The organism is Bacteriovorax sp. DB6_IX, from assembly GCF_000447775.1.
GTDB lineage: Bacteria > Bdellovibrionota > Bacteriovoracia > Bacteriovoracales > Bacteriovoracaceae > Halobacteriovorax_A.
The window spans coordinates 1-9059 of the sequence record NZ_AUNJ01000315.1 but is presented as its reverse complement, the minus strand read 5'-3'; the positions used below and the strand labels follow the sequence as shown (position 1 = coordinate 9059).

The 9059-nt window shown below is 36.7% G+C and carries 7 protein-coding genes and 1 pseudogene; all 8 read right to left on the bottom strand.

What is annotated here, in order from left to right; all coding sequences use genetic code 11:
* Positions 1–1561 precede the first annotated feature (1561 nt).
* Positions 1562–2932, bottom strand: a complete 1371-nt coding sequence (locus tag M901_RS09545; RefSeq protein ID WP_021277988.1) for an aldehyde dehydrogenase — start codon at positions 2930–2932, stop codon at positions 1562–1564.
* A 102-nt stretch (positions 2933–3034) separates the two neighbouring features.
* Positions 3035–3220 carry a hypothetical protein gene (locus M901_RS09540; RefSeq protein ID WP_021277994.1) on the bottom strand — a complete coding sequence of 62 codons (186 nt, stop codon included), beginning with the start codon at positions 3218–3220 and terminating at the stop codon, positions 3035–3037.
* Positions 3221–3423: 203 nt separating this feature from the next.
* Entirely contained in the window at positions 3424–3636 is a 213-nt protein-coding gene (locus tag M901_RS09535) for a hypothetical protein (RefSeq protein ID WP_021277987.1), read from the bottom strand.
* Positions 3637–3738: 102 nt separating this feature from the next.
* Complete coding sequence (locus M901_RS09530) at positions 3739–4716, bottom strand: RHS repeat domain-containing protein (RefSeq protein ID WP_021277990.1); 978 nt, start codon at positions 4714–4716, stop codon at positions 3739–3741.
* A gap of 152 nt (positions 4717–4868) precedes the next feature.
* On the bottom strand, positions 4869–5369 hold the full coding sequence (locus M901_RS09525) for a DUF6531 domain-containing protein (protein ID WP_021277992.1): 501 nt from the start codon (positions 5367–5369) through the stop codon (positions 4869–4871).
* A gap of 81 nt (positions 5370–5450) precedes the next feature.
* Positions 5451–6341, bottom strand: coding sequence for a type II secretion system F family protein (locus M901_RS09520; RefSeq protein ID WP_021277991.1), 891 nt, complete (start codon positions 6339–6341; stop codon positions 5451–5453).
* A 9-nt stretch (positions 6342–6350) separates the two neighbouring features.
* A complete protein-coding gene (locus M901_RS17060; protein ID WP_021277989.1) occupies positions 6351–8570 on the bottom strand; it encodes an ATPase, T2SS/T4P/T4SS family in 2220 nt (739 codons plus the stop codon).
* A pseudogene (locus M901_RS09510) lies at positions 8570–9059 on the bottom strand (hypothetical protein); the annotation flags it as partial. The pseudogene M901_RS09510 and the gene M901_RS17060, both read right to left, overlap by 1 nt.

Genomic DNA, 9059 nt, shown 5'->3' with positions numbered 1-9059 from the left:
CNGCAACATTTAATGCTAATTGTTCATTTAACTTCTTCGATTTCTTAGAGATAGAATTCTTGATGTTTCTTTCATCATCAAGAAATGTCTTCATATCCTTAATCATTTTCTTTTCCCAACGGGCATCAGAGAAAAACCCCTTACTAGGATTTGCTTGGAGATGATTTATCATATCTCTTAACTTTGAATTCATTTGATCTATTAACTCAATATTACTTGAATCGCTTGAATCAAATAAAAGTCTTTTCAACTTATTTCCAAACGAAAAACGGCATTCAGACTTTCTAAAATTATTCTTGCATTGATCGACAAGCTTATCTATTTTTCTTTTGTAATAATTAATTTGTTCATTATCTACAAAGTCTTGTGCTTTTAAATTCATCATCTCTACATTAAAAGGTTCATGAATAAAAGGCAGATTACTTGTGAATGGCTTGAGATTTTTTTTAGTCATTTCTTCAACAGACTTTGTAATCTGAGGAAGTGACTTTTGAAGAAGAATATCTACGATTTCAACATTATTAGATGTTAATCCATCTGCAACTAAAAACGTAAGGGCACTTAAATCACCCTTCGTATAACTTAAGGCCTGGCTCATTCCCTTTTTAGCAGCCGAAGAGGAAATTTGATCTACGGTAAAATCCATTTTTTCAGAAATATATTTCTTTGCTAGTCGATACCTTTCATCTTTGGATAAATGTTTGTATTCACCATCTGGTCCATAGATTTGTACAGCTAATTTAGTAAAGTCTTCTTGGACTTTTTCTAAATAGTCACCCTTTAAGAAGTTATCTACCGACTCATTCATAAAATCGTCTAAACTCTCTCTTCCACCAACTCCTACGGATATATTTCCAAGAGCCAACTTAGCGTCTAAGAAATTATTAGGAAAGCTTACAAAGTCCTTAAGACTTCCGTCTGCATTTAAATCAGCCTTAAACTTTAACGATGGTTTTGTCTCAGGTGTTGACTTAATCGTAACTGTTAAACCTTCAATATCAAGATAGTTATCACCCTGTCCCATTTCACTTGCTTTGAGATCAGAGGTAAGTTTAAACCTCTCAACAGGAACTTCAATATCACAACTCGTTCCCTCACAAGTTACGATAGGCGCTCCAAGCTTAATATCTTCGATACTAACATCCTTAAAGCTTATATCTGAAGGAGTTGATTTCACACTTTCTTTTATTTCGCTTAATGGAATTCCTTCTTTTGCGACAAGAATTTTAGGAAAGCCTGGGCACTCTTTATAGGACTCACCGATTTCCATCCCGGCCAACTTATCAGGACCACACTTTTTTGGATCAGCTTTAATATGAAAGTCTTGTTTCTCCATAGTCTTAACACCCTCATGAATGTAAGGTGTCGCTTCTTCAAGACCAATTTTCACAATTTTCTCTAGGCCAGAAGGCGTGAGACGAGCCAGCGCTTTAGCTTGCTTTTCACAATCTCTAGCCTGAACTAGGTTAAAAATAAGAATGTAGATAAATATAGATTTATATCCGATACGCATAGCTTCTCTCTACTATGCATATCGGAATTATTTGAATGAGTCTTAGTTTTAAAGCATCGAGAGTATCTTTCTAATAAGGTCAAGTTTTCCTTTGTATGGCGGATATCTTAAAGAATTTTCGAATAAGAATGATCTCTTCATGACTGACTTCTTATGAGAAAAGAGTTCGAACGAATGCTTTCCATGATAAGCCCCCATTCCGCTTTCTCCGACTCCACCAAAGGGAAGGTTAGGATTTGAAAGATGTACAATTGTGTCGTTGATAACCATTCCACCTGAAGAAACCTCTCGAATAAATCTTTCTTTTTCCTCATCAGTATCTAAAAAAGCATAGCTAGCTAATGGCTTATCATTATCTAAAATATAGTTTATTCCATTTTCAAGATTATCAATTTCAATAATTGGTAATACTGGGCCAAAGATCTCTTCCTGCATCGCTGATGAGTCTCTTTGAGCTAGGACAATTGTCGGAGAGATATATTTTTCGGACCTATCAACATCACCACCACAAAGAATTTCTGCGTCTTCTAAATAAGATGATATACGGTCAAAATGTCGTTCATTAATGATTCTTCCGTAGTCTTCATTCCCTTGAATATTTGCACCAAAGAAATGCTCAATCCATTTCTTGCAATGAGAGACAAACTCAGCTCGATCTTCACTTTTTAACAGGACATAATCTGGAGCAACACATGTTTGTCCTGCATTAAAGAATTTTCCCCATATTATTCTCTTTGCACTAATATCCAAGTTCTTACTTAAAACTAAACATGGGCTCTTTCCACCTAGTTCAAGAGTAACAGGTGTTAGATTTTTAGCTGCCGCACTCATCACGATTCTGGCAACAGCACCATTACCCGTATAGAATATATAATCAAAGTGTTGCTCAAGAAGAACTGTTGTCTCTTCTACAGCACCTGTCACAACAGCAACATATTTTGGGTCTATATAGCTACCAAAAAGCTTCTCAATAACTTTCGCCGTTTCTGGAGCAAGTTCAGAAGGTTTTAAAACAGCGGTATTTCCTGCAGCGAGAGCTCCAACAAGTGGATCTAGTAATAATTGAAATGGGTAGTTCCAAGGAGATATAATTAGTACCTTTCCGTAAGGCTCGGGATAGATATAACTTCTAACTGGGAAAAAAGTAAGAGAACTTCTCACCTTCTTTGGAGCGGCCCATTTATCTAAATTCTTTAAGGCCATATCAATTTCATGAACAACAAAATCAATTTCACTAATGTAGGATTCGAAACGAGACTTCCCCAAATCTGATTTTAGGGCCAAGACAATCTCTTCTTCATTATCTGTAATTGCCTCTTTGAGTTTTAGTAAAACTTCTTTTCTCTTTGAGATACTAAGAAGCTCTTTTGAGCGAATAGTCTTATTTTGCAGGTCAACTGCATTAATTATTTGATCCATAGATTAACCTCTTTGCTCATATTTTAAGTGTAAACCTATGAATATAAAACAAAAAAGGCCACCTCTATGGGTGACCTTATTCGTTATGATTTATTTCTTAGATTACATTCCCTTAGCTTCACCGCTTGGTTGAACTACAGGTACTGATTGATCACCTGATTTCACATCCGTTTGTTGGTGTGCTGATACCTGAACAGAATCTTCACATGAAGTGTTCGAGTTTTCAGACATTGCAAATACGTTAGTAAAGCTTAAAAGTACAAGTGTAAGTAGTGCTAATTTTTTCATAATTCCTCCCCTAAAAGGTTTCTTATCTATTGTACTTATATATAAGCAAAGGGTGTGCCAAAGTGGTTAGAGCTAATCACCTAAAATCAGGTAGAGAAATATAATGACAATGGTAAAAAATATAACAGTGTTTAGTTTTTTGACAAAAAAAAAGCCCTTGGTTCAACCAAGGGCTCTCTATTTATGCGCAATTTTAAAAAGTTCTATTTTGTCTGACTGCCTGCTGGCTCTGCTGATTTAGTTGTGTCATCAGTAGAAGCTGTAGTTTTTGAACAATCAGGCCCTGAACATCTATTTCCATCATGGCTGTCTTCACAACCTGTCACAGACGCTGTCATTCCCTCATCTGCAGCAGAAACATAAGTTGTTCCTAATGTAAGTCCTAATATCAGTAGTGCTTTAATTAGTGTTTTCATATTAATCTCCTAACATTTCAATTTTACTTCGTTTCTATAATTGCTCCAAATATTCATTCAATTTCGAGCAAACAGTCACTTAGCATGCCATAAATCTATGGCTTACATGTTCAGGTTAACACCTGCTGGCTTAACAATCGCTAGAAGTGATTGAAATGCCTGAGTTACTTGTAGCGCCATTCTGTGTCCAGACTTTGACTCTACTTTTAAGATCTCACCGTAGTTATCGTACTTAACGTTGATTTTACCAACTTTTGCCATAGAGATTTCAATTGGCTTCCCTTGGGCATTGTAGATAAAGCTTAGTGCTCTCTTCTTCTTAGTTTTCTTGTTAACATCCATCATCTTAGCAATACGACCTTTTGTATCGTAGATAAGTAGAACAGACATTCCTTTAGAGTTTTGAGCACGCTTTAGGTTCCCCTTCTTGTCATACTCAAAGTTAGTCCATCCATTCTTGTTAACAACTTTTGTAATCTTGTTAAACTTCTTGTGGTAGTTAAGCTCCACAAAGTCACCTCTTGAAGAGAATTTTTTAACAAGAAGACCTTTTTTGTTATATTCGAAGTTAGTAATGTGCTTCCCTCTTTTAATCTGTTTAGGAAGTGAACAACACTCTGTGTAGATTGTTTCAGTTTTTACATTATTAACAACAGTTAGGATTCTATAAGTATAGTGAGATCCGTCTGGTTTCTTCTTGATCTCATACTCGTATCTATTAGTGATTTCTTTACCGGCCGGGTTTTTCTTAGCAACAAGAGTCCAGTAATGGAACTCAGGGTTCTTAGGATTAGACTCGTACTTATAACTTACAACTTCTCCACTCTTCTTTGTAATTTGTTCTACAAATTGAGTTTTCTTAGTGTAAGCGATCTTCATAGAAGAACCATCTTTGTACTTAATACCAGTCATATTGTGGTTAAAGTCGTACTCGTAAGCAAACTTATTTCCTGCAATATCACTTGCTTCTACAAGATTATGATTCTGATCGTACTTATAAAGAGTCTTCTTACCAGCACCAGATTCAACTGATTTTACTTTTCCATCTGGGTACCAAGTAAAGAATACTTGCTTAGCCATTGAATCTTTTAAAGACTTAAGAGTTCCTTCTTTTGAATAAGTTAGATTAACAATGTAACCATTCTTATCTTTAACTTTAGTAAGTTTACCAAGCTCATTGAAGTGGTTTTCTCTACCATCATTATACTTTCTGATGAAACCTTTCTTAGTTTTTACAACCTTTGAAGACCTCTAACATTTGAGAATAGCTCAGTTCCTGCTGCAAGGTTTGCTTTTACATTAAACCTCTTAGCATAGGCCTGTCTAAGCTCAGCATCATTCTTAAGCTTTTTAATCAGAGAGTTCGCAACTTGAGAAGAAACAGACGTTTTCTTTCTCATTGCTTCAACAATCTTCTTAGCTGCGGCTTCAGGGTTAACAGCTTGCTTAGGAGTAAATCTTGTCATCGCACCTGAACCATTTTCATGTACGACTACAGATCCATCAGCAGAAACATTTAAGTATGTTTCATAGTCTGAACCCCATCCATAACCAAACCAACCTTTTTCAGGTGACCTTGAGTTGTACGTTCTTTCGATGATTAGATCATGTCCACCACCTGGAACAACGATATCAGTATATGTGATATAGAAGTTACCATTTTTCAGGTTAACACCGGCCTGTGTACCTGATGCAATCAATGCAAAAAGAACGAGTTTCTTTAAAATTTTCATCACTTACAATCCTTTATTACTCGGCTTTTTCTAGTTCCCATCATCTAATCGGCACTTAATGCAAATACATTAAAAAAAAGTTTAGTCTTTTATTTTAACGATTTGGAAAATGATGTAAGTACCTACAATATCGAGAATAACCGCGACAATGAATAAAATTATCCCTAATGGGTGAGAAAACATCCTAGCAATTGAATCCGGATCACTTGCCGAATACATGATAAGAATAGCAAAAGGCATTGCCGCAATAACCATCCCCTGAAACTTACCCTGAGCTGTTGCAGTATCAACTTTTTGCTGAAGACGAATCCTTTCACGAATAACATTAACGATGGTGTCAAAAACCTCTGCTAAGTTACCACCTGTCTCACGTAGGATATTTACAGATGCGACAAACATGTCGTTATCTTGCGTAGGAATACGTGTTGCCAAGTTATCAAAACATTCCTCTAAAGGAACACCGATACGGTTTTGCTGAAGCATCACGTTGAATTCTTGAGAAACTGGAGCTGGCATCTCATCAACAACCATTCCCAATGATTGAGGAACACTTAGACCAGCTCTTAAACCATTGGCCAACAGTTGTAGTGCATCTACCATTTGTCCCTGATATTCTTTAATTCGTTTGTTAACCAGGTAATCAACGATTGGCTTCGGTATTTTAAAGCCAACAAAAGTAAGGATTAGACCTACAATAAAGCCCAGTAGCCACTTTCCCGTTGCTCCTAAGATAATAAACGCAACAGAGCCTAATCCAACTGAACAGGCAAGAAGCATATATGTAATTTTCTCTGGTGCAATTTCAATAAAGAGTAACTCCAACTTCTCTAAAATATAAGTTCGAGTCCCCATTGTTTGTCTTTCAATAAAGTCAAAGATAGTAATTGAATACTTATAACAAAATATAAAGAAGACAAGCCCAATTAAGGCCACCATTCCTTTATATCCAATGAGACTAATAAAAAAAGACATCTATATCTCCTATCCTTTACCTGGTGGTTTTTTACCAGGAGGTCTAGCAGGTCTTTTACCTGGAGGAACTTTTCCAGGAGGCATTGGCTTTTTTGCAGCAGCAGGCGGAGGAGTTCCCCCACCAGTGGCAGCCGGAGCATTACTAAACAAGCCTCGAGGAACGTTATAACCTTTCTTCTCAAGAGTTTCGACAAACTTAGGAATAAAACCAGTTGCTTGAAATTCACCTTGAATCTTACCTGTCTTATCAATTCCCTTCTGAACAAATAAGAAAATATCTTGAAGTGTTACAACTTCACCTTGAATCCCTCCAATCTCAGTAATGTGAGTTACCTTTCTTGAACCATCATCAAGTCTTGATTGTTGAATAATCATATGAACTGCTGAAGCGATCATTTCTCTAATCGCTTTTGGCGTCAGTCCAGCACCTGCATACTGTACAAGTGTTTCAATACGACCAATACACTCTTTAGGGTTGTTTGAGTGAACTGTTGTTAAAGATCCATCGTGACCAGTTCCCATGGCCTGAAGCATATCTAAAGTTTCACCACCACGACACTCACCAACAACAATTCTATCAGGTCTCATTCTTAGACACTGTTTAACAAGACATCGAATATCGATCTCTCCATCACCTTCTAAAGATGGAGGTCTTGTTTCCAGTCTTACAATGTGATCTTGTGGAAAATTTAGCTCGGCTGAGTCTTCACAAGTAATGATACGCTCATTAGCTTGAATAAAACCACCCAAGATATTAATTAGAGTTGTCTTACCTGAACCAGTACCACCCGAAACAATGATATTTCGGTGAGCTTCAACAGCAATTCTCAAGAAGTCAGCCATATTTTGTGTAACTGAACCAAACTTTACAAGATCCTTGTAAGTAAGCCTTTCTTCAGGGAACTTTCTAATTGTAATACAACATCCATCGATGGCCGACGGAGGAATAATAGCGTGTACCCTAGACCCATCATGTAAACGTGCGTCTACATATGGAGTTTTCTCATCAATCCTTCTTCCGATAGGAGCAACAATTCTTTCAATAACATTCAGAACTTGTCTATCATGCGTGAATATAATTTCAGACTTTTTAATTTTACCACTTTGCTCGTAATATATTTTATCCGGTCCAACAACCATAACCTCAGAAACAGTTTTATCGGCTAAAAGATCTTCTAAAGGTCCTAATCCAAGAGCTTCATCTAGAATCTCTTTTACAATTCTATTCATGTCATCACGACCATTTAGAACAGACTTTGTATCTTCTTTACCTAGGAGATCAACTACAAGTTTCTTCGTTTTCTCGCGAAGAATTATTTTTGCTTTTGGATCATTATCGTCTTCTTTATTAAGATCCATTTCCTCTACGAGTCCCTTATGGATTCGTACCTTTAGATCACGCCAAGCATTTCCGGTTTTTGCGTCAACAGGTCCACTTTTTGACGTCCCCACATTGGTAGGTTTCGCCAATTTTGCTAATGATCTAAGAATATTTTTCTGAACAATTTTTCTAGTTAGTTCAATAACGCCCTTTGAGAAAGGACTATTTTTTTCAACTAAGATTGCTGGTTTTCTGGCATTAAGTGCTCTTGCACAAGTTTGCTCATCTTTTAAAACAGAAGATAAAACTGGTCTACCTAATGTTTTACCCGCAACATCAGGAGTAATAGGTAAGCCTTTCTGTGCTTGATTAAATACATAATGAATCATTTCCTTAGGAAACATCATTGTCGTTAATTCTGAAACTAATCTCTTCGTTTGATTAATTGCAAGTAAGTCAGGAGTTACGACGACAAGAATTAATGTCGAAAACTCCAGCGCTTTTGTCGCAAGTGGAGTAAGTTCATTTCCTGCATCAATAATTGTGACCGGAAACATACTTGTTACAGCTTTTAACATCTTTCCAGCAGCATCCCCATCTATTCCCTCTGTTGCCACGGGATCATTTGGTAATCCAATATAGCTGACACCTGCCGGGTGTGGATTTAAAAACTGAGACATTGATCTTGGATCTAGAGACCCTCCAAAAGAAAGAAGATCTTTTAAGTTTTTCTTGGTTTTAATACCAGTAATTAAGTTCTGATCCCCACTCGCTTTTTGGTCAAAGTCCAAGAGTAGAGATTTTCCTCTAGTCTCTTGTGTGAAAGCAAAAGCTAAATTGGCCGCGACCTGCGATTTACCAACACCACCTTTACCACCAATGACTGTTATTATATGTCCTTCGGCCACTAGCGCCCTCTCTTTCTAAACTTTCTCTTAATTTCTTCCGTTCCCGTCGAAGCACTTTCGATAATCTCAGGGGTAATAAAGACAACAAACTGCTCTTTACTAGTCGTGATCTCTTTAGATCTTACGAAAGAGAATATTGGGAAACCACTCTCTGCATCAACTTGGTCAACACCACCAGGAGGGTCCTTATCATATTCTGTTGAATTCTTATTTACTGAAACACCACCAACAACTGCAGACTCTCTTGATTTCACAATAATCTCTGTTTTAACTGTATTATCGAGAGTATCGTTTCCAACGGCAGTATTTACATTTAAAGTGATTTCGAGATTAATTTTCTCTTCTTGAAGAATAGTTGGTCTAATATTTAAGTTAAAACCTGCTTTAATTGTTGTTGGTTGAGAAAATTCACCTGTTCCAAGTGTTGTATTCTTTGTAGAACCTTTAACAACCTGACCATTCTTTTTATCTTTGATAATAACAATCCCC

Bases quoted from the DNA above. Each gene is read 5' to 3' on its own strand.
- M901_RS09545 (WP_021277988.1), bottom strand. From the start codon at position 2,932: ATGGATCAAATAATTAATGCAGTTGACCTGCAAAATAAGACTATTCGC.
- M901_RS09540 (WP_021277994.1), bottom strand. From the start codon at position 3,220: ATGAAAAAATTAGCACTACTTACACTTGTACTTTTAAGCTTTACTAAC.
- M901_RS09535 (WP_021277987.1), bottom strand. From the start codon at position 3,636: ATGAAAACACTAATTAAAGCACTACTGATATTAGGACTTACATTAGGA.
- M901_RS09530 (WP_021277990.1), bottom strand. From the start codon at position 4,716: ATGGCTAAGCAAGTATTCTTTACTTGGTACCCAGATGGAAAAGTAAAA.
- M901_RS09525 (WP_021277992.1), bottom strand. From the start codon at position 5,369: ATGAAAATTTTAAAGAAACTCGTTCTTTTTGCATTGATTGCATCAGGT.
- M901_RS09520 (WP_021277991.1), bottom strand. From the start codon at position 6,341: ATGTCTTTTTTTATTAGTCTCATTGGATATAAAGGAATGGTGGCCTTA.